General features: G+C 47.5%; 17 protein-coding genes. 4 read left to right on the top strand and 13 right to left on the bottom strand.

Annotated elements, in window-relative coordinates:
* Window positions 1–93 precede the first annotated feature (93 nt).
* A complete protein-coding gene (locus tag ACXAH1_RS14590) occupies window positions 94–537 on the bottom strand; it encodes a hypothetical protein (RefSeq protein ID WP_475197629.1) in 444 nt (147 codons plus the stop codon).
* Between the two features lie 132 nt (window positions 538–669).
* Complete coding sequence (locus ACXAH1_RS14585; protein WP_475197627.1) at window positions 670–1,032, bottom strand: hypothetical protein; 363 nt, start codon at window positions 1,030–1,032, stop codon at window positions 670–672.
* 846 nt (window positions 1,033–1,878) lie between these two features.
* Here ACXAH1_RS14585 and ACXAH1_RS14580 point away from each other — a divergent pair.
* Window positions 1,879–2,217 carry a hypothetical protein gene (locus ACXAH1_RS14580; RefSeq protein ID WP_475197624.1) on the top strand — a complete coding sequence of 113 codons (339 nt, stop codon included), beginning with the start codon at window positions 1,879–1,881 and terminating at the stop codon, window positions 2,215–2,217.
* A gap of 149 nt (window positions 2,218–2,366) precedes the next feature.
* On the opposite strand, the gene ACXAH1_RS14575 is transcribed toward ACXAH1_RS14580, so the two are convergent.
* The 3 genes from ACXAH1_RS14575 to glnS form a co-directional block, all read right to left on the bottom strand.
* Window positions 2,367–2,663 (bottom strand): hypothetical protein, encoded by a 297-nt coding sequence (locus ACXAH1_RS14575; protein WP_138546745.1) that lies wholly within the window; start codon window positions 2,661–2,663, stop codon window positions 2,367–2,369.
* A gap of 92 nt (window positions 2,664–2,755) precedes the next feature.
* Window positions 2,756–4,576 carry a protein kinase domain-containing protein gene (locus ACXAH1_RS14570; RefSeq protein ID WP_475197622.1) on the bottom strand — a complete coding sequence of 607 codons (1,821 nt, stop codon included), beginning with the start codon at window positions 4,574–4,576 and terminating at the stop codon, window positions 2,756–2,758.
* A gap of 120 nt (window positions 4,577–4,696) precedes the next feature.
* Window positions 4,697–6,358: a glutamine--tRNA ligase gene (glnS, locus tag ACXAH1_RS14565; RefSeq protein ID WP_475197620.1), complete on the bottom strand. Its 1,662-nt coding sequence runs from the start codon at window positions 6,356–6,358 to the stop codon at window positions 4,697–4,699.
* Window positions 6,359–6,611: 253 nt separating this feature from the next.
* Between glnS and ACXAH1_RS14560 the strand changes: the two genes are divergently transcribed.
* Window positions 6,612–7,682, top strand: coding sequence for a DUF3083 family protein (locus tag ACXAH1_RS14560; RefSeq protein ID WP_054016892.1), 1,071 nt, complete (start codon window positions 6,612–6,614; stop codon window positions 7,680–7,682).
* 263 nt (window positions 7,683–7,945) lie between these two features.
* On the opposite strand, the gene sucD is transcribed toward ACXAH1_RS14560, so the two are convergent.
* The 8 genes from sucD to sdhC all read right to left on the bottom strand — a co-directional run bounded on the left by sucD (window position 7,946) and on the right by sdhC (window position 17,781).
* The gene (gene sucD, locus ACXAH1_RS14555; protein ID WP_010381473.1) at window positions 7,946–8,818 is read right to left on the bottom strand and encodes a succinate--CoA ligase subunit alpha; all 873 of its coding nucleotides are present in this window, start codon (window positions 8,816–8,818) and stop codon (window positions 7,946–7,948) included.
* Window positions 8,818–9,984 (bottom strand): ADP-forming succinate--CoA ligase subunit beta, encoded by a 1,167-nt coding sequence (gene sucC, locus ACXAH1_RS14550; RefSeq protein ID WP_046003816.1) that lies wholly within the window; start codon window positions 9,982–9,984, stop codon window positions 8,818–8,820. The genes sucD and sucC overlap by 1 nt, the downstream gene beginning before the upstream one ends.
* Before the next feature lie 186 nt (window positions 9,985–10,170).
* The gene (gene odhB / locus ACXAH1_RS14545) at window positions 10,171–11,655 is read right to left on the bottom strand and encodes a 2-oxoglutarate dehydrogenase complex dihydrolipoyllysine-residue succinyltransferase (protein WP_253046314.1); all 1,485 of its coding nucleotides are present in this window, start codon (window positions 11,653–11,655) and stop codon (window positions 10,171–10,173) included.
* A gap of 10 nt (window positions 11,656–11,665) precedes the next feature.
* Entirely contained in the window at window positions 11,666–14,479 is a 2,814-nt protein-coding gene (gene sucA / locus ACXAH1_RS14540; protein ID WP_475197617.1) for a 2-oxoglutarate dehydrogenase E1 component, read from the bottom strand.
* 83 nt (window positions 14,480–14,562) lie between these two features.
* A complete protein-coding gene (locus tag ACXAH1_RS14535; RefSeq protein ID WP_046003813.1) occupies window positions 14,563–15,282 on the bottom strand; it encodes a succinate dehydrogenase iron-sulfur subunit in 720 nt (239 codons plus the stop codon).
* A 10-nt stretch (window positions 15,283–15,292) separates the two neighbouring features.
* The gene (gene sdhA / locus ACXAH1_RS14530) at window positions 15,293–17,065 is read right to left on the bottom strand and encodes a succinate dehydrogenase flavoprotein subunit (protein ID WP_010381483.1); all 1,773 of its coding nucleotides are present in this window, start codon (window positions 17,063–17,065) and stop codon (window positions 15,293–15,295) included.
* Window positions 17,066–17,413, bottom strand: coding sequence for a succinate dehydrogenase, hydrophobic membrane anchor protein (gene sdhD, locus ACXAH1_RS14525; protein WP_046003812.1), 348 nt, complete (start codon window positions 17,411–17,413; stop codon window positions 17,066–17,068).
* Entirely contained in the window at window positions 17,404–17,781 is a 378-nt protein-coding gene (sdhC, locus tag ACXAH1_RS14520) for a succinate dehydrogenase, cytochrome b556 subunit (protein ID WP_082225568.1), read from the bottom strand. The genes sdhD and sdhC overlap by 10 nt, the downstream gene beginning before the upstream one ends.
* A 411-nt stretch (window positions 17,782–18,192) precedes the next feature.
* On the opposite strand from sdhC, the gene ACXAH1_RS14515 reads away from it, so the two are divergent.
* A complete protein-coding gene (locus tag ACXAH1_RS14515; RefSeq protein WP_046003811.1) occupies window positions 18,193–19,479 on the top strand; it encodes a citrate synthase in 1,287 nt (428 codons plus the stop codon).
* Window positions 19,480–19,609: 130 nt separating this feature from the next.
* Entirely contained in the window at window positions 19,610–20,833 is a 1,224-nt protein-coding gene (locus ACXAH1_RS14510) for an aminotransferase class V-fold PLP-dependent enzyme (RefSeq protein WP_475197613.1), read from the top strand.
* The last annotated feature ends 2 nt before the right edge of the window (window positions 20,834–20,835 follow it).

Genomic DNA, 20,835 nt, shown 5'->3' with positions numbered 1-20,835 from the left:
TCGTTACCTTGAACTCGATGCTCAGAGACGGAACAATGTGGGAAGCGCCAATTGCTGAAATTTAGTTATTGACGCCATAGTCTCTTGTTAGCATTACTTTGCACGCATTGCATTTGCAGACCAAATATAAATTGATGCTAAAATAGAAGCATATTCACTTTTATAGAAAAACCAGTTAACGCATTTAAGCTTTACTTTTAAATGGACTAGCTTTTCAAATTTTGACGCATGGACTTTACTATTTTCTATCTTTATTTCTTTAAAATCTGAATGCCCCTGTAAAGCATTTTCAAACAACTCAACTGAAGCAAGAAGTTTGTTTTTACCTGAAAGCTTATTTTTATTACTAACCAAGCTCTCTATATTTGTCTGTAATTCAACGTCTAGCTTGCCCGTTATTTTGACATTAGCAAATGCAATATATAAATCATCAATATCTTGTTTTAGGGATGGCTCAATAAAAAAACCAACTATTTTTTGGAAAAAAATCAATAAGGAAAAAACCAATATACTGAAGACAATAAATATTTCTGACACCGAACTCTCCTTGTGATGCTAACGCCGTTGTAACCGGCTAATAATAGTTGGCTAAAATTTGTGAGGTACGAATAAAGCCAACTGTTATTTGTCCGCGTTTACGACTTTGTTATGTTGAAGCTTGCATACCTGTTAACTTTTTAACGGTAAGCGAAAAACAAAGCTTAATTCCTGCGACTTCGAATCACAAGCAATGTGACCAGGCTTATTAGAAATCAACTTATACTGCGTTTTTATAACCATTTCCTCAACAACTCTTAGAGGAATATCTTGAGGATATATTTCAAGTATTTTAAGGTTACTTACATTAAAGTGCCCAATATCAGCTTGAAAAGTTACATATCCATTTCGTTCTGTAGACGAATATGACTTATCAAAAACTGGTTTTGCTTGCTTAACCACATAAACATTCACATCCTCACTACAAGGCCTGCAAGCGAAAGCAAACGAACTAAAAAATATAAAAAATATAAAAAATACTAATATTGCTCTCAATTTTCACCTTCAACATAACGCTTTAGTATTCATGCGTACGCATAGTCGCTTGTTGAACTTGGCCGCTACCTGCACGCCGTATCCGGCTGATGTGGTTTATGCTTCGGGAATTTGCTTTTGATGAGTAACTTTTGCTGTCAACCGTTTGTGATTTAGGCCGCTACAACGTGGCTCTTCCTCTGCCTGAACAACATTATTTATGCGTATCATTAAACCCACTTTTTTCCTATTTGGCAAGGTGTTGTGATTTCGAGACGGGATGGCGGAGCTGTTTGTCGGGTTCGTCTTTATCGAGGAACTGCTTGTGGTATTCAAGTAGATCCCGGCTCGCATGCGTCCGGGATGACGGAATTGCTTGTTAGGTATGTCTTTATCGAGGAACTACCGCGTTATATTCAAGTAGATCCCGGCTCGCAAGCGTCCGGGATGACGGAATTGCTTGTTCGGTATGTCTTTATCGAGGAACTACCGCGTTATATTTAAGTAGATCCCGGCTCGCACGCGTCCGGGATGACGGAGTTATTTGTTAGGTTTGCCTGTAACGAGGTACAACTGTGTGGTATTCAAGTAGGTCCCAGCTCGTAAGCGTCCGGGATGTCGGAGCTGCTTGTCGGGTTCGTCTTTATCGAGAAACTACTGTGTGGTGTTCGGGTAGATCCCGGCTCGCACGCGTCCGGGATGACGGAGCTGTTTGTCGGGTTTATCTTTATCGACAAACTACTGTGTGGTGTTCAAGTAGATCCCGGTTCGCATGCGTTCGGGATGACGGAGCTGTTTGTAGGGTTTGCCTTTATCGAGGAACTGCTGTGTGGTGTTCAAGTAGATCCCGGCTCGCACGCGTCCGGGATGACGGAGTTGTTTGTTAGGTTTATCTTTATCGACAAACTACTTTGTGGTGTTCGGGTAGATCCCGGTTCGCATGCATCCGGGATGACGGAGCTGTTTGTCGGGTTTGCCTTTATCGAGGAACTGCTGTGTGGTGTTCAAGTAGATCCCGGCTCGCACGCGTCCGGGATGACGGAGTTGTTTGTTAGGTTTGCCTGTAACGAGGTACAACTGTGTGGTGTTCAAGTAGATCCCGGCTCGCAAGCGTCCGGGATGACGAAGCTGCTTGTCGGGTTCGTCTTTATCGAGGAACTACTGCGTGGTGTTCGGGTAGATCCCGGCTCGCAAGCGTCCAGATGACGGAGCTGTTTGTCGGGATTGTCTTTATCGAGAAACTGCTGCGCGGATTTTAAGTAGATCCCGGCTCGCACGCGTCCGGGATGATTTATAAGTGCAAGTGCATAAAACAGGATAAGAGACTAAATGCTGATTTGAAAACCAGCGTCCGTTCACTTATCCAACCCATAAAGGGCATCGGCGGTTTTGCGCAGGTCGACTTCGTCGATGAAGTCGTCGCTGAGCGTAAGAATGGCGTTGAGGTTATTTTTGAGCTTTTCCTGGCTGAGGCCATTGGGTTTGAGTGCGGTCTGCAGCAGGTGCAGCGACATGTCTGCCAAAAGCAGCTTTTGCTTTTCTGTCCAGTTGTCGTCGCCCTGTTTGGCGCTGTCTTGTAAAATGGCCTGCTCTACTTCGTCGTGCATGCTCCAGCTTAGTTTGAGCAGCTCTCGGCGTGTTTCCTGATCCATGTTTCCCTCCGGTTGTAAGCTATTTATCTTGGCGGAGGATGGGCCGATGTGCAACGTGCGTTTTGTTATATCTTAGTCGTAGATGATTCGCTTTAAGTTCCTGCAGCTTTCGGATCTTTAGGATAAAAATAGTCTGGCTGGCGGGCGCACAATGCAAATTCACGGGTATTTTTGTATGGCAGTTTCATAAAACCTGCGACACCGAAGTCCTGGATGCTCATGGCGTATTGCATAATGCGGGTCAGCAGAGTTTTAAACTCCCGCTCTTTACTGGCATCTAGCAGGCAATAGTAATGGTGGATTTTAAGGCGGTCGTTGAGCGATTCAAAGATGATACAACCGGTATGGTGGATCTGGTTAAGCTCAAATACACACTGCACTATCTGTCGTGGTAATTGCAGTTGCTCGTCTGGGTCTTTGCCATCTTCAAAATAAGAGTGCGGCCGTGCGATCTCACTGGTGCCAATGTCCGATACGGTGTACTGCAGCTCAGGGACGTGGTCAAAAATAAACGCGCCGGTACCGTCGCGCTGAAGCTGAATGGTTTGTCTGGCATCAAACAGGCAGCATTTAAACAAGCCCTTCTGCTCTATGCCTTGAGCCAGCATCACTGTGGCATTCACGGCGTCAGTAAAGGCACTTTGCAAAGACTCATCGTGCAGTACCAGGCTGGACTCCACAAACAAAGAGGCGTCTTTCCAGTGAAAACTCAGACCACCAACCACCGGATATTTTGCCAGTCGGCTGATGGATGCCAGAAACGCTTTCTCACTGTCACCAGTATCGAATAAAAACTCTTTATAGTAGCGGTCAAGCTGAGCATCGTTCACATCCAGCAGTTGCTGGTTATGATCGGCCCGGCGTAAAAATTGTTTACGAGAGCTGTAAACCACCGTATCTGGCTCTTCGTCGATCTCATTAAACCAAAACGGGATGCTGGCCTTGCGAGGCGGTGTTTTTAGTTCGGGCAAATACATGCGCGCCATGGCCGGCATGTTACGCATAAAGTAGTCGCCAGCCTGATCTCGGGTGGTTTTATCTTTGCTCAGCATTGCATCTATCATTCTGGCAAATGCCTGCGGCAGCCCCAAGCTGGTTGCAGGAATTACAGCGGCACCAAAACGGCAGGACTGAGCGCTGGCCAGTGCATAGATAGTGGATGCCACGCCCTGCTCGTCAAAGCGCGGCGAAGAGCGCGCGCCCGACATTTGCTCATCGCCAATAAAATACACATCGCCCATCCGGGCATTGGTACTGCTGATGTCCGATGACATAAGATCCATAATATTACTGGCAACGGGCTCGCCATGGGCATCCAGCTGCGCATACACTGAACTGCCCCAGTCAACCAGCGAAAAGCTGTCTGTTGCTTCATCCCAGACAATATTAGACGGTTTAATATCGCCATGCACCACAGGCTGAGGAGACATGCCATTTTTGCGGTCGCGTAAATCAACCAGTACACTTCTGAGTTTATTGGCCAGATGCACCAGCTCATGAGGTTTAAAGCGACCACGTTTAAGCGACCATTGTTCGAGATCCTGGCCTTTAGCACGGGCCATCATCAGGATCCCCTGCTTTTTTGCCCGTTCAAAAGCGTAAAACTCGGGGACCATGGGATTTTTAATCTGCGACAGCATATAGGCTTCGTCTTCCAGCCGGTCGCGTACACTCTGCGCCAGGGTAATGCGGGAAAACTTAAACACCCACTCTTTGCCCTGCTCATCGATCCCAGCAAATACAAACCCGAATGCGCCGGATCCGATCACTTCCACATCATGATAGCCCAGCATAGTCAGCTGTTTTTGACAGATGTTGAGCCACTGACGGTGTTTTTTTGCGTCTTTATGGGAGAGCAAATACACCGACTGCTGTTCATTGATGTAAAAATTATGGATCGACTTTTCTGTCATGTGCCTGTCCGTTTACGGGTATTCAGTGTTTCTAATGCAAATTATCAAATCAATTAAGAAGATCGGGCATGCTAATTAAAAAAGGCCGACATAAGCCGACCTTTTTATTTATTGTGCGTGTTAGGCGTTTTCAATTTTTGCCCAGGAATCACGCAGACCAACTGTTTGGTTGAAGGTCAATGTGTCGCGCTTGTTATCACGACAGTAGTAACCCAAACGCTCGAACTGGAAACCCTGCTCTGGTGCAGCGTCTGCCAGAGACGGCTCCAGCTTAGCATTGGCGATGATTTCCAGTGACTCTGGATTCAGCGTAGTCGCGAAGTCTTCCGCCGCTGCCGGGTTTGGTACATTGAACAAACGATCGTACTGACGTACTTCTGCGTCAATGCAGTGGCTTGCTGATACCCAGTGGATAACGCCTTTCACTTTACGACCATCAGCCGGGTTTTTACCTAAAGTATCGGCGTCGTATGTACAGTAAATCGTAGTGATGTTACCCGCATCGTCTTCTTCAACGCGCTCGGCTTTAATCACATAGGCATTACGCAAACGTACCTCTTTGCCCAGTACCAAACGCTTAAACTTCTTGTTCGCTTCCACTCGGAAGTCATCACGTTCAATGTAGATTTCGCGAGTAAATGGCAACTGACGTGAGCCCATTTCCAATGTCGGATGGTTAGGCGCGTCAAGCATCTCTACCTGCTCGGCGTCATAGTTTTCAATCACGATTTTAACCGGATCAAGTACTGCCATTGCACGCGGTGCGTTTTCATTCAGGTCGTCACGGATACAGGCTTCCAGCATGCCCATTTCAACCATGTTGTCTTGCTTGGTAATACCAATGCGCTTACAGAATTCACGGATAGACGCAGGGGTATAACCACGACGACGCAATCCGGCAATAGTTGGCATGCGCGGATCGTCCCAGCCCTCTACCTGACCGTTCACCACCAGGTCATTCAGCTTACGCTTTGACATCACGGTGTATTCCAGATTCAGACGAGAAAATTCGATCTGTTGTGGATGACACTCAATACTGATGTTGTCCAGTACCCAGTCGTACAAACGACGGTTATCCTGGAACTCCAGCGTACACAGTGAATGGGTGATCCCTTCCAGTGCATCCGAAATACAGTGAGTAAAGTCGTACATTGGGTAAATGCACCACTTGTCACCGGTCTGGTGATGGTGAGCAAAACGAATACGATAAATGATAGGGTCGCGCAGTACCATGAAAGAGCTGGCCATGTCTATCTTAGCACGCAGTACACACTCGCCTTCTTTGAACTCGCCGTTCTTCATTTTTTCGAACAACGCCAGGTTTTCTTCTGGTGAGGTATCGCGGTACGGGCTGTTTTTACCCGGCTCAGTGAGCGTGCCACGGTATTCACGCGCCTGCTCTGGCGACAGGAAACACACGTAGGCAAGGCCTTTGTTGATCAGCTCAACCGCATACTCGTATAGCTTGTCGAAATAGTTAGACGAATAGCAGATCTCACCATCCCAGTTAAAACCCAGCCACTGCACGTCTTCTTTGATTGAGTTTACGTAATCCAGATCTTCTTTTTCCGGATTCGTATCGTCAAAGCGCAAGTTACACAGACCCTGGTAATCGCGGGCGATGCCAAAGTTCAGACAAATAGACTTAGCATGGCCTATATGTAAGTAGCCGTTCGGCTCTGGTGGAAAGCGCGTGTGCGTACCGCCATGCTTACCGCTGGCCAAATCCGCATCAATGATATTTGTTATAAAATTTGTTGGGCGATTTTCTGCTTCCGCCATAGGAACTCATTCCTCTGAAAATTTAGTACCAGTTAACTGAGGCATTATTACAAAAAGTTAGCGCAACGAACAGCGTAAAACTAAGGCGAAAACAGATTTACCTCGCAATTGTGTAAACCTGGGCATAAAACAGCCAAATCAAAGGCAAAAAGACGCGTCATTTTTATGACAAATTTTGTTCTAGCGCAATATATTCGTCACATGCTCGCTCTATCATAGGCGTCAACAACAGAGGTATCGCAAGGAAAAACCTATGGCATCAATGAATCTTCACCGCGTTTATATTCCAACGAACGCACGTAACAACCATTACATTCTGGCTGAGTTCAAACCCAGTGACGCATTCTTCGATTGCTTTGATGATGTGGAAAGCTGCTACCAACGCCTGGCCCGAAAGTTGTTTGCCATCTGCGACGAGCACGAATTATTTAACGTTCACGTCATTGCTAACGACAAGCTGCCCATCGTGCGCTATCACGACGAAGCACACAGCCTGCAAACGGATAAGCAGATCCTGTTTTTTTACAATCCAAAGTATCACGAAGGTCACAAGATACATTATGAGGCGAGCCATAAAGCCCGTAAAATTCGCTTATTGTTCCTGGCCACCGGCGATGAGCTGCGTGCCAATGCCGCCAGTTTCCACAGCAAAGTGAAAAAGGCGCTAGACGATCTGAAAGAACAATACGAGCAGCAAGGCTTGTCTTATAAAGTGCGTGACCATCAGCATCTGACCTATGACATTTTCGCTAAAGTAAAAGGCCACAGAGAAAGTTACGGCTATAAACTGCGTAGCCTATATCCACGCTATCAGGCTCGCAACTGCACATTGCCAGAGCAGCACTCTGAGATGAGCTATGTGTCTTTCTCTATCCCGATTACCCGCGCTATCAAGACCGAGTATCAAAGTCAGATGCGCCCTGGAGATTACACTCAGTTTTATCGTAGCATTGAAGACAGCTTTTTAACTTTGTGCGATCAGCTGCAACTGACCCATGTTGGCTTTGTTGCCGATGGCCGTCAGCCGTTGGTCAGAAGCAGTCAAATTGATAAGTCAGACGCCAATCGTGAGTTGCAAAAGCTGAGCTTTGATACATCTGCGCCGGATGGTCAGGTCCGTTCTATCTGGGAAGGCGAACACCTGTGCGATACCATGCACTTTGTGGTGGTTGCCAGCGACAAAGATAAAAAAGACGTGGGCTACGGCAAGTTTATGAACAACGCCGAAACCATGATCCGTCGTTTAACCGGCAAGCTGCCTATTAACCCTGAGAAGCAAGACGTTATTGTGCGCTTCTTCCAGCACATTAGCTATCAGGATTAAGCTTCTTCAGCGGGGGCCCTCTCCCCCGCTTCACTCACATTCAACACATTCCCCATAAACCACACATGTTTATCTCTTGATGAATGCAACCTCCCCGCTAACGACCTACACACTTGCCAAAATAGTTGCTGGCTAACCCGAAAATCCCCCCCAACAGGCAAGATTCTCAAGTATTCATCATCGAGGTTAACGGCTTAGAGGATATGATAGCAGGATCAAAAAAGGCGCCCTGAGGCGCCTTTTTTACAGTACAGGTAAAGTGATTACCAGCCTGCTTTTTCTTTTAGTGCAGAACCGATCTCAGCCAGTGAGCGAACGGTCTTAACGCCAGCAGCTTCAAGTGCAGCGAACTTCTCGTCAGCTGTACCTTTACCGCCTGCGATGATTGCACCAGCGTGACCCATACGCTTACCTGGAGGCGCTGTAACACCTGCAATGTAAGAAACAACTGGTTTAGTCACGTTGTGCTTGATGTATTCTGCCGCTTCTTCTTCAGCCGTACCACCGATTTCACCAATCATTACGATTGCTTCAGTCTTAGGATCGTTCTGGAACATTTCCAGTACGTCGATGAAGTTAGTGCCTGGGATTGGGTCACCACCGATACCTACACAAGTAGACTGACCGAAGCCAGCGTCAGTAGTTTGCTTAACCGCTTCATAAGTCAAAGTACCTGAACGAGATACGATGCCTACTTTACCAGGAAGGTGGATGTGACCAGGCATGATACCGATCTTACACTCGCCCGGAGTGATAACACCAGGACAGTTAGGACCAATCATGCGAACGCCAGTTTCTTCCAGCTTCACTTTAACATCAACCATATCTAGTGTAGGGATGCCTTCAGTGATACATACGATAAGCTCGATACCTGCGTCGATCGCTTCAAGGATAGCGTCTTTACAGAAAGCAGCTGGTACGTAGATTACAGATGCAGTTGCACCAGTAGACTCTACCGCTTCACGTACAGTGTTGAATACTGGCAGACCAAGGTGAGTTGTGCCGCCTTTACCAGGAGAAACACCACCAACCATTTGCGTACCGTACTGGATAGCTTGCTCAGAGTGGAAAGTACCCTGACCACCAGTGAAACCCTGACAGATTACTTTAGTATCTTTGTTAATTAGTACAGACATTATTTGCCCTCCGCAGCAGCAACTACTTTCTCAGCAGCGTCAGTTAGAGACTCAGCTGCAATGATGTCAAGGCCAGAGTTAGCTAGTACTTCACGACCCGCTTCAGCATTAGTACCTTCAAGACGTACAACTACTGGTACGTTTACGCCAACTTCTTTAACCGCACCGATGATACCTTCTGCGATCATGTCACAACGAACGATACCGCCGAAGATGTTAACTAGTACAGCTTTAACGTTGTCATCAGACAGGATGATCTTGAACGCTTCAGATACACGCTCTTTAGTCGCGCCGCCACCTACGTCAAGGAAGTTAGCTGGCTTACCGCCGTGCAGGTTTACGATGTCCATAGTACCCATCGCCAGGCCAGCACCGTTAACCATACAACCTACGTTACCGTCTAGCGCAACGTAGTTCAGCTCGAAGCTTGCTGCGTGAGCTTCACGCGCGTCTTCTTGTGAAGGATCGTGGAATTCACGGATCTTAGGCTGACGGAACAATGCGTTGCCGTCTACACCGATCTTGCCGTCAAGACAGTGCAGGTTGCCTTCGTCAGTGATTACCAGAGGGTTGATCTCTAGTAGTGCAAAGTCGTGGTTGATGAACATGTCAGCAAGACCCATGAAGATCTTAGTGAACTGCTTAACTTGAGTTGGGTTCAGATTTAGTTTGAACGCAAGCTCACGACCTTGGTAAGCCTGAGGACCGACTAATGGATCGATCTCAGCTTTGTGAATTAGTTCTGGTGTGTTGTGAGCAACTTCTTCGATCTCAACACCACCTTCAGTTGATGCCATGAACACGATTTTACGTGAAGCACGGTCAACAACAGCACCCAGGTATAGCTCATTTGCAATATCAGTGCAGCTTTCTACTAAGATTTTAGCAACTGGCTGACCTTTCTCGTCAGTTTGGTAGGTTACCAGGTTTTTGCCTAACCAGTTTTCAGCAAATGCGCGGATCTCGTCTTTGCTGTCTGCCAGTTTTACACCGCCCGCTTTACCACGGCCGCCAGCGTGTACTTGACATTTTACAACCCACTTGTCACCACCGATTTTACCAGCAGCTTCTACAGCCTCTTGAGGCGTGTCACAAGCGTAACCATCTGATACAGGTAAACCATATTCGGCAAAAAGTTGTTTTGCCTGATACTCATGCAAATTCATGATGCTTTATCCAATTTTTTATACTAAAAAAGCTGAATATTTATGCAAATAATCAGCTATCCCAAATTGCGCCCATAGTATAGATCTCAAGGCCTTGTATGAAAACCCCAGTAAGACTAATGGCGCAAAAAAAAAGCTGTATGCGGACATTATGCTCACATACAGCTTAATCTTTAATCTAGATGATTAAACGTCCAGAAGCAGACGCGTTGGATCTTCAAGAAGTTCCTTAATTGTAACCAGGAAGCCAACCGACTCTTTACCATCGATTTGACGGTGATCGTAAGACAGCGCCAGGTACATCATAGGCAAGATCTCAACCTTGCCATTGACTGCCATTGGACGCTCCTGGATTTTGTGCATGCCCAGGATTGAAGACTGTGGCAAGTTGATGATAGGCGTAGACAGTAGTGAACCAAATACACCACCGTTAGTGATAGTGAAGTTACCACCAGTCATGTCGTCAACAGTCAGCTTACCATCGCGGCCCTTAAGTGCCAGCTCACGGATACCTTTTTCGATTTCAGCAACAGATAGTTTGTCACAGTCACGTAGTACAGGTGTTACCAGACCACGAGGTGTGGATACCGCAATGCTGATGTCGAAGTAGTTGTGGTAAACGATGTCATCGCCATCGATAGACGCGTTTACTTCAGGGAAACGCTTCAGTGCTTCTGTAACCGCTTTCACGTAGAAAGACATGAAACCAAGACGGATACCGTGGCGCTCTTCGAATACATCTTTGTACTGCTTACGAAGGTCCATGATAGGCTTCATGTTTACTTCGTTGAAGGTTGTCAGCATTGCTGTTGAGTTCTTCGCTTCAAGCAGGCGGTTCGCGATTGTCTTACGCAGACGAGTCATTGGAACGCGCTTCTGAGTACGGTCGCCCATTGGTGCCGCAGGAGCTGCTGCCGCTGGCGCAGCTGCCGGTTTTGCCGCTGGTGCTTTAAGGAATGCATCAACATCTTCTTTAGTGATGCGACCGCCTTTGCCAGTGCCTTTGATTTGTGAAGCATCAAGACCTTTTTCAGCAATCAGACGACGTACAGATGGCGTTAGCACGTCTGCATTGTCATCGCTTGCAGGTGCTGCGTCTGCCTGTGCAGCTGGCGCCGCTGCTGGTGCACCACCGGCAACCAGTTTACCAATTACTTGCTCACCCAGAACGGTTTCACCTTCTGCGTGCAGTTGCTCGCCCATTACACCGTCTTCAGGTGCAACAACTTCAAGCACAACTTTGTCTGTTTCGATGTCTACCAGGTTTTGGTCGCGGCTTACCGCTTCACCAGGTTGTACATGCCAAGTTGCAACTGTAGCGTCTGCTACTGATTCAGGAAGTACAGGTACTTTAATGTCCACTTCTTTACCTTCTGCTGCTGGCGCCGCTGCTGGCGCTGCTGTTTGTTCATTTGATTGCGCTGGAGCGGCATCTGACGCGCCCAGCTGTGCGATAACTTGCTCACCAAGAACCGTTGCGCCCTCTTCTTCAGAGATAGCGACAATAACACCGTCTTCAGGTGCAACGACTTCTAAAACTACTTTGTCAGTTTCGATATCTACCAGGTTTTGGTCACGGCTTACTTTGTCACCAACGCTTACGTGCCATGTGGCCACTGTTGCATCCGCAACAGATTCAGGAAGAACAGGAACCTTAATTTCGGTCGTCATCTCTAATTCCTTATTTCTTAATAGTTAAAGCGTCAGCAATCAACGCATTTTGTTCTTTTGTATGGGTCGACATATAGCCACATGCAGGCGCTGCTGCAGCTTTACGACCGGCGTAAGTCAACTTCGCACCACTTGGGATAGCTTCCCAGAAATGGTGTTGTGAACAGTACCAGGCACCTTGGTTTTGAGGCTCTTCCTGACACCATACGAAGTCTTTAACGTGCTGGTAGCGAGCCATGATTTCGTCCATCTCTTTGTGCGGGAACGGATATAGCTGCTCCACACGAACGATAGCGACGTTATTCAGCTCTTGCTTGCGACGCTCCTGTAGCAATTCGTAGTACACTTTACCGCTACAGAACACAACGCGCTCGACGTTTTCAGGATTGATATCATCAATCTCGTCGATCATGTTGTGGAAAACACCTTCAGACAACTCTTCCAGGCTAGAGACAGCCAGAGGATGACGAAGTAAAGATTTAGGTGTCATTACAATCAGTGGACGACGCAGAGGACGTACTGATTGACGACGTAACATGGCATAAACCTGTGCAGGCGTACTTGGTACACACACTTGCATGTTGTGGTCTGCACACAGTTGCAGGTAACGCTCAAGACGCGCCGAGCTGTGCTCAGGACCCTGACCTTCGTAACCGTGTGGCAGTAATAAAGTCAGACCACACAGACGGCCCCACTTTTGTTCACCTGAGCTCAGGAATTGGTCGAATACTACCTGGGCACCGTTAGCGAAGTCACCAAATTGTGCTTCCCACAGTACCAATGAAGTTGGCTCAGCAGTTGCATAACCGTATTCGAACGCCAGTACTGCTTCTTCAGACAATACTGAGTCATATACTTCAAACAGACCCTGATCGTCACGAACGTTTTGCAGCGGCAGGTAAGTTGAAGCATCAGCCTGGTTGTGAACAACCGCATGACGGTGGAAGAAAGTACCACGACCTGAATCCTGACCAGTCAGACGAATGTCTGTACCCTGATCTACCAAGGTTGCGTAGGCAAGTGTTTCTGCCATACCCCAGTCAAGTAGCTTTTCGCCACTGGCCATTGTTTTACGGTCGTCGTAAATTTTCTTAACGCGCGACTGTGCTTTGTGATCAGCCGGGTAAGTCGAGATTTTTTCGCTCAACTCTTTAAGCTTCTCAACCGGAACACTTGCCTCGTAAGCCGTGTCCCAGTCATGACCAACGTACTTAGACCAGTCTGAAGAGTGCTTGGTCTCAGGCTGAATTTCTTCAACCACAATCTGGCCTTTGTCCAGACCGTTACGGTAGTCATCTGCCAGCGTCTTCGCTTCATCTGCGCTCAGTACACCTTCTGATACCAGCCTGTCAGCATAAATCTGACGCGGTACCGGGTGCTTTTTGATTTTCTGATACATCAGAGGCTGAGTTGCATTCGGCTCGTCGGCTTCATTGTGGCCATGACGACGGTAACAAACCAGGTCGATCACTACATCGCGCTTAAACTTGTTACGGAAATCAAGCGCAACTTGCGTCACGAACGCAACCGCTTCCGGGTCATCCGCGTTAACGTGGAAAATTGGCGCCTGAACCATCTTAGCGATATCAGTACAGTACTCAGTTGAACGCGTATCTTCCTGGTTTGATGTAGTGAAACCAACCTGGTTGTTCACCACGATGCGGATTGAACCACCCACACCATAAGCACGCGTCTGAGACATGTTGAATGTCTCTTGTACTACGCCCTGGCCGGCGATGGCTGAGTCACCATGAATAGTGATAGGAAGTGCTTTAGAACCGCTCTTACAGTTTAGACGGTCAAGACGCGCACGTACCGAGCCCATAACCACCGGGTTAACGATCTCAAGGTGAGACGGGTTGAACGCCAGTGCCATGTGAACATTGCCGCCCTGCGTTGCGAAGTCAGACGAGTAACCCATGTGGTATTTTACGTCACCAGAGCCTGCTGATTCGCCGTATTTGCCCGCGAACTCGTCGAACAGTACTTGTGGGTTTTTACCCAGTACGTTGACCAATACGTTCAGACGACCACGGTGTGCCATACCTATGACCACTTCTTCCTGGCCACTTTCACCGGCACGATGTACCAGCTCTTTCAGCATAGGAACCAGTGCATCACCGCCTTCCAGCGAGAAACGTTTTGCGCCTGGGAATTTAGCACCTAAGTATTTTTCCAGACCATCAGCAGCGGTCAGGCCTTTTAGAATGCGAAGCTTAGTTTCTTTGTTGAATTTAGGCTGAGCGAAGGTAGATTCGATGCGTTGCTGTAACCAACGTTTTTCTTCTGTTGAAGTAATGTGCATATACTCGGCACCAACAGAACCACAGTAAGTGGTTTTCAGTGCGTTGTATAAGTCTTTTAACTTCATTGTCTCTTGGCCTGAAGCAAAAGAGCCAACGTTATATTCTTTTTCCAGGTCGGCATTATCTAAATCATGGTAGGCCAGGTCGAGTTCGCGAACTCGATCACGCTGCCATAGACCCAAAGGATCCAGGTTTGCGTTTTGGTGACCTCTGAATCTGAATGCATTAATAAGCTGCAAAACACGAACCTGTTTTGCATCTGCCGCACCTTCTGCAGAAACGATTACTTCTCTGTGTTTGTTTTTAGCAAGGTCAGCAAACTGAGATTTGATCTCCGAATGCTTAACATCAACGTCAACGCCTTCTACCTTTGGCAGTTGATCAAACACTTCTCGCCATTCTTCTGGCACTGAAGCCGCATCATCAAGATACGCCTCATATAAATCTTCAACATATGCAACGTTGCCGCCGTATAAGTGCGAAGATTCCAGCCATGCCTTCATCACACCTTCGTGCATTTATTAGCCCTTTTTCTAGCGCAGAAACTTAAACGAAAACAAGATGGCATGCTGAGCATGCCATCTGTAGATTTAAATATGTATTAAACCGAACGATTTAACAACATAGATTTAATGTGTCCGATCGCCTTAGTAGGATTCAAGCCTTTCGGACAAACGCTTACACAGTTCATGATACTGTGACAGCGGAAGACGCTGAACGCGTCATCAAGGTCAGCCAGACGCTCTTCTGTCGCTGTATCACGGCTGTCAGCCAGGAAGCGATACGCGTGAAGAAGGCCCGCAGGACCGATAAATTTATCTGGGTTCCACCAGAACGACGGACATGACGTTGAACAACATGCACACAGAATACACTCGTACAGGCCATCCAGCTTGTCACGCTCTTCAATGCTTTGAAGACGCTCTTCACCGCCGGTTGGCTTGTCGTTGATCAGGTAAGGTTTTACCTTCTCGTATTGTGTGTAGAACTGGCTCATGTCGATAACCAGGTCACGGATAACTGGCAGACCCGGTAATGGACGAACGATGATCTTGCCTTTACCACCTTTTTGCAGTGCAGATAAAGGTGTAATACAAGCCAGACCGTTCTTGCCATTCATGTTTACACCATCTGAACCACACACACCTTCACGGCATGAACGACGGAAAGACAGTGTTGGATCTTGTTCTTTCAACATTAACAGTGCATCTAGCACCATCATGTCACGACCTTCTTCAACCTCCAGCTTGTAATCTTGCATACGAGGTGCTGAATCTACGTCAGGGTTGTAACGATAAACAGATAATTCTAAAGTTGCCATCGCTTAGCTCCTAGTATGTACGTGCTTTCGGTGGGAATGCTTCACGAGTCTTAGGCGCAAAGTTTACTTCACGCTTAGTCATCGTGTCTGACTCTGGGTGATGCAGAGAGTGGCACAGCCAGTTCTCATCGTCACGCTCAGGGAAGTCAAAGCGCGAGTGCGCACCACGGCTTTCTGTACGGAAGTTAGCTGCAACGGCTGTTGAATAAGCTGTTTCCATCAGGTTATCAAGCTCTAAGCACTCGATACGCTGGGTGTTGAACTCAGTAGACTTGTCGTCAAGACGCGCAAACTTAAGACGCTCACGGATCTCTTTAAGTTCTTTAAGGCCGTCTGCCATCGCGTCACCTTCACGGAATACCGAGAAGTTAAGCTGCATACATTCTTGTAGATCTTTCTTGATCTGAACCGGATCTTCGCCTTTGCCTTTCTCTGAAGACTCCCAACGGTTGAAGCGTGCAAATGCCTGCTCAACGTCATCAGAAGATGCATCACCTGTAGACTCGAAGCCTTGCAGGTAAGTACCCAGGAAGTTACCTGCCGCACGACCGAATACCACCAGGTCAAGCAGTGAGTTACCACCCAGACGGTTTGCACCGTGTACAGATACACACGCAATTTCACCTACCGCGAACAGACCTTCAATGATGCGCTCTTCGCCGTTTTCATTCACGTTCAGTACCTGACCATTTACGTTGGTCGGTACACCACCCATCATGTAGTGACAGGTTGGGATAACCGGAATTGGCTCTTTAGCTGGGTCAACGTGAGCAAATGTCTTAGACAGGTCACATACGCCAGGCAGACGCAGGTTAAGCATTTCTTCACCAAGGTGGTCAAGCTTAAGCTTAATGTGAGTACCCCAAGGGCCTTCACAACCACGGCCTTCACGGATTTCGGTCATCATTGCACGCGCAACAACGTCACGACCCGCAAGGTCTTTCGCGTTAGGCGCATAACGTTCCATGAAACGCTCGCCGTCTTTATTGAGAAGGTAACCACCTTCACCACGACAACCTTCAGTTACCAGCGTACCCGCACCCGCGATACCGGTTGGGTGGAACTGCCACATTTCCATGTCCTGCATAGAGATGCCAGCACGAACCGCCATACCAACACCGTCACCAGTGTTAATGTGTGCGTTAGTAGTTGATGCGTAGATACGACCTGCACCACCGGTTGCCAAAACAACCGCTTTAGACTTGAAGTAAACAACTTCGCCGCTTTCGATGTCGATTGCAGTTACACCGACTACGTCGCCTTTGTCGTTTTTAACCAAATCAAGTGCGTACCACTCAGAGAAAACGTTAGTTTTGTTCTTAACGTTTTGCTGGTACAAGCAGTGTAGCAATGCGTGACCTGTACGGTCTGCCGCTGCTGCCGTACGTGCAGCCTGCTCACCACCGAAATTCTTAGACTGACCACCGAAAGGACGCTGATAAACACGGCCGTTCTCGAAACGAGAGAAAGGCAGGCCCATGTTTTCAAGTTCAGTGATTGCCTCAGGACCCGTTTTGGTCATGTACTCGATGGCATCCTGGTCACCAATGTAATCAGAACCCTTTACCGTGTCGTACATGTGCCATTCCCAGTTGTCTTCGTGGGAGTTACCCAGCGCAACTGTGATACCACCCTGTGCAGATACCGTATGAGAACGTGTCGGGAATACTTTAGAGATCAATGCACAAGTTTTGCCTGACTCAGAAATCGCAAGCGCTGCACGCATGCCAGCACCACCGGCGCCAACTACAACAGCGTCAAATTCACGAACATTATATTTCACTTAAACACCCCACAATACAAACAGGCCAACAGCAACATACGCCAGTGCCATCAGATTAAGTACAAAGCCCAGCACAGAACGCATCGTTGAACACTTAACGTAGTCCGTCAGAACCTGCCACAAACCAATGCGAGTGTGGACCATGATGCATACCAGTGTGATGAAAGTTGCCGCTTTAACGGCCAGGTTTGAGAATAAACCTGTCCAGGCTTCATAGCTGATTTCGGGCGTTAGCAGAAAATAGCCAACGATAAATACCGAATAAGCCAGGATGATTAGTGCAGTCGCGCGCAATGACACATAGTCTTGCACACCGTCGCGCTTCAGAGTTGCTTGATTTAAGACCATATCCACACTCCTGCCAGGATGGCTACGATTACCCACAGCGCCAATGCGATTTTTGCACTGGTGTTGCCCGATTCTAATTCTTCCCAGTGACCCATGTCTTGGATCATGTGACGTACGCCACCAATGATGTGGTAAGACAATACAGTCAGGGTGCCCCACGCAATGAATTTTGCAATAAAGCCAGTCATTAGCTCTTTAACAAATTCAAACCCTTCAGGAGAAGAAAGAGACTCAGACCACGCCCAAATGACAAAGGTCAATGCGAAGAATAACGCAACACCGGTGATACGGTGCAAAATCGACGCTTTTGCCGTAGGTGGCATAGATATAGTCGTAAGATCTAGATTTACAGGTCTTTGCTTTTTCACAGTTACTTGCCCATCTTGCTCACAAAGGAGCTCATCTACTTGTTTTTATAAAACCACTTGCGCTGGTTGCACAAATGGCACACTCTAGATATACCTGTTTAAACACTGAGCGGTTCACTTTGTGAAAATGCCAATGTAAAAATAGGTTTACCCACAGACGACACGGTATAAAACCGTAGATAGTATATAAGGCCGAGCGGCCTTTTACAATTCTTGTTTAGATTGAGACGCTTGCGAATTAGCCGATGGTATAATATTTAAACGGCGTAGAATATTTATCATACATTTGTGCATAATTCTCAGAAAAATTGACTTTCCACCCCTATTTTAAGTTAGAATGATCTGAATTTGCTTAACATTAGTATCACAACATAACAATCAGAATATTGTTATTTCATAGGAGATAAATAGATGGCAGATAAGAAAGCCACAGTCCATATCGATGGTCATGATCCGATCGAACTCCCGATCTACTCTGGCACTGCTGGCCAGGACGTAGTCGACGTCCGCACACTTGGCGCTCACGGCTTCTTCACATACGACCCTGGTTTTATGTCGACTGGCTCTTGCGAATCATCTATTACTTATATCGATGGTGCAAAGGGTGTACTACTACACCGTGGTTACCCAATCGAGCAATTAGCAGAGCAATCTAACTACATTGAGCTGTGCTACCTGCTTCTGAACGGTGAATTACCAGACGATGCGCAACTTGAAGAATTTGCAAAGAACATTACGCACAACACTATGCTGCATGAGAAAATTGCGTCGTTCTTCCAGGGCTTCCGCGTTGATTCTCACCCAATGGCGATGCTGTGTGGTGTGGTTGGTGCATTGTCTTCGTTCTATCACGACGACCTGGACATCTCAGACGCAGATCAGCGTATGCGTTGTGCAATCAAACTGGTTGCTAAACTGCCTACCATTGCTGCGATGGCGTACAAGTACAACACAGGCCAGCCGTTCGTTTACCCACGTAACGACCTGAGCTACGCAGAAAACTTCCTGCACATGATGTTCTCAGTCCCTGCTGAAGAGTACAAGGTTAACCCTGTACTGGCTAAAGCAATGGACCGTATCTTCATGCTACACGCAGACCATGAGCAAAACGCGTCTACTTCAACGGTACGTCTTGCTGGTTCTTCAGGCGCTAATCCTTATGCATGTATCGCAGCGGGTATCGCGTCACTATGGGGTCCTGCGCACGGTGGTGCAAACGAAGCGTGTCTGAACATGCTGGAAGAAATTGGTACTGTTGACCGTATCGACGAATACGTTGCAAAAGCAAAAGACAAGAACGACCCGTTCCGTCTGATGGGCTTTGGTCACCGCGTATACAAAAACTTCGACCCGCGTGCGACCGTAATGCGTCAAACTTGTCACGAAGTTCTGAAAGAGCTGAACATTCAGGATCCATTGCTTGACGTTGCAATGAAACTTGAGCAGATCGCACTGGAAGACCCTTACTTCGTTGAGAAGAAGCTTTACCCGAATGTTGATTTCTACTCAGGTATCATCCTGAAGGCTATCGGTATTCCGACCAGCATGTTCACTGTGATCTTCGCTATGTCTCGTACTGTTGGCTGGATCTCACACTGGAACGAAATGCTGTCTCAGCCGGGCCACAAAATTGGTCGTCCACGTCAGCTGTACACAGGTTACACTGCACGTGACTACAAAAAAGAAGGTGACAGATAAGCATCGCTTAACTGACACTTTGAAAAGGGTTGCCATTGGCAGCCCTTTTTTGTGCCAGGTCTTCAGGCAGACTTGCAAGCCCATATAAATCCGGTAAAATCCGCCTGCTCAGGCGCAGTAGGAGACCCTTTTGAACGATAACCCTTGCATACAACTTCGGCGTGATTTCCCCATATTTGAGGTCTCGGTTGACGACCAGCCTTTGTGTTATCTTGACTCCGCTGCCACCACCCAGAAACCCAATCAGGTGATCCGGACTGTAAAGGATTTTTACCAGTTTCAGAACGCCAACGTACACCGAGGTTTACACACACTGAGTGAGCAGGCAACTACGGCCTATGAGGCTGTACGGGGCAAATTAGCGCAATTTCTTAATGTGCAAAACCGGGAGATTGTCTGGACCAGTGGCGCTACCGCCTCTTTGAATTTAATTGCGTATGGACTGAGCGACAGCTTAAAAAAAGATGATGTGATCTTGTTGTCTCCTTTGGAGCATCACGCCAATATCGTACCCTGGCAACTCGCGGCGCAGCGCACAGGTGCACGCATTGAATTGTTGCCCGTCGATGCACAAGGTATTCTCCAGCTTGAACAAGCTAAAGCTTTGATAGAGAAATTAAAACCCAAAGTAATGAGTATTTGTCATGCCTCGAATGCGCTGGGCAATATCAATGATGTGGCTGCATTGATAGCAAGCGGTAAAAGCTCAGGCACGGTTACAGTGGTAGATGGTGCTCAATCTTTTTTGCATTTGCGCCCTGATTTACAGCAGCTGGATTGCGATTTTTATGTGTTTTCTGCACACAAAGCACTGGGGCCAACCGGGCTTGGTGGCCTCTACGGTCGCTATGAGTTGCTCAATGCCCTGCCCGTTTATCAAAGCGGTGGCGAAATGATAGACACAGTCAGTTTTAGTGGCACCACCTTTCGCCCGGCGCCTGAAAAATTTGAGCCAGGCACACCTAATATTGCCGGTGTTATCGGCTTTGGCGCAGCCCTTGATTACCTGTCAGCACAAGATCATGACGCATTATTCCGGCATGAACAATCACTGTATCAGAGCCTGCTTCAGCAACTAAACGAAATTGACGGGATCCGGATTTGGGGCGATACCGCTAACAACGTCGGCACTGTCAGTTTTAGCTACAAAAACGAGCACCATTACGATCTGGCAACCTTACTCAATACCCATGGTATTGCCGTCAGAAGCGGCCACCACTGCACACAACCTTTGATGGCCCATTTGGGCATTGAAGGTACCATTCGTGTCAGCCTGGCGTTTTACAACAACCAGCAAGACATCCGTCGGTTTATTGTTGCACTGAAAGACACCATCAGTTTATTAGAAGAGTAATT

The sequence above is a fragment of the Pseudoalteromonas sp. AWH4_217 genome (assembly GCF_056161105.1).
This window is presented reverse-complemented; position numbering and strand designations above follow the sequence as displayed.